Genomic DNA, 1,306 nt, shown 5'->3' on the forward strand with positions numbered 1-1,306 from the left:
GTGCTGGTCACGGGTGGCGGCTTCGGGGTTGTGGCAGATCACGAACCGTTCGGTGTCGGAGATCCGGACCTCCTTGACCCGCATGTTGTGGGCGATCTCGCCGTAGCGGCCCTGGCGGGACAGGGCGGCCTTTACCTGCGGGCTGCTTGAGCGGAGTTTCTCGCCGACGAAGGCGTTCTCGCCCTGGCGGAGGTAGCGGCGGTTGCGTTCGCTGGAGAATCCCCGGTCGGTGACCCACACGATCTTGCTCAGGGTCCAGTCCCGCATGTCGTCCTTGACCTGCCGGATCAGCTTCTGATCACCGGTGTTGCCGGGCCAGGACCAGACGCGAACCGGGATGCCGTCTCTGGTGACGGCCATTCCGATCACGATCTGCGGCAGGTCGTCGCGGGAGTCCTTCGACTTGCCGAAGGTCCGGTACCCGGCCTGGTCCGGGGCGTCGCCGCTGTCGTCCGCGTCGGCGGGAGTGTCGTCTGCGGCGGGCAGGAGGCGGCCCTTGTCGTCGCGGGCGACGAGCTCGTCGGCCTCCTCCAGTTCGAAGTAGGTGCTGGTGGTGTCGAAGAACAGCAGATCGACCTCGAGGTTGAGAAGGTTCGCGACCTCGTCGAACACCCGTTTCTCCAGGTCGTCCTGGACTTCGTGGAGCCAGTCCATCGCCCGGTAGCAGGCGTCGTCGTCGGTGGCCGGCAGGCCGTCGACGTGCACGTCGTGCGTGACCCAGTCCGCGGCGGCCAGCTTCGACGACGGGGCCAGGGCCCGGTTCGCGACCATGGAGAACAGCACCCGCTCGGTCATCGACATGTCCCGGCGTCGGCCCCGCTTGGGCTGCCCGACCTGCCCGACAATCTCGTCGATCTTCAGTCGACGCCACAGATGATCGAGGACGTAGGTGCCGCCGAACGGGACCGAGGAGACGAACTCCAGGTCACCCGCCGCGGTCGACGCCAGTGCCTCGCCCGGTTCCAGCAGCCGCGATAGAGACGCGACCAGGCGCTTCACCGCGTCCCGGTCGAGGTCGTCCTCACGGCCGAACGAGAACAGCACCTTCGGGACCGCCCGGCCCTTCGCCGGATCCCACTCGTTGTGAGCCAGGTGCAGGTACCGGACCGTGCCGGACTTGTTCTCCCGCTTCGTCGTCTTCACGTACACGACTCCAGACCATACGGAACAAGACCAGTTCAACGCAGGTGAAGCCGGAAAATCGCGTCTCTAGGCGAATCCGGCCGTGTCACCAGACTCCAGCCCGCTGACCTGCACCTTCACCTCGCAAGGGACTCCAGAACCCCTGAATTGCGCGGAACGCAGG

Annotated in this window: 1 protein-coding gene; it reads right to left on the minus strand. The window is 66.5% G+C overall.

What is annotated here, in order from left to right; all coding sequences use genetic code 11:
- Nucleotides 1-1,149: IS1634 family transposase (locus ACWC2T_RS46070; RefSeq protein ID WP_450676250.1), on the minus strand; the 1,149-nt coding region annotated here is incomplete at its 3' end.
- Nucleotides 1,150-1,306 lie beyond the last annotated feature (157 nt).

Source organism: Streptomyces sp. NPDC001393 (genome assembly GCF_053597455.1).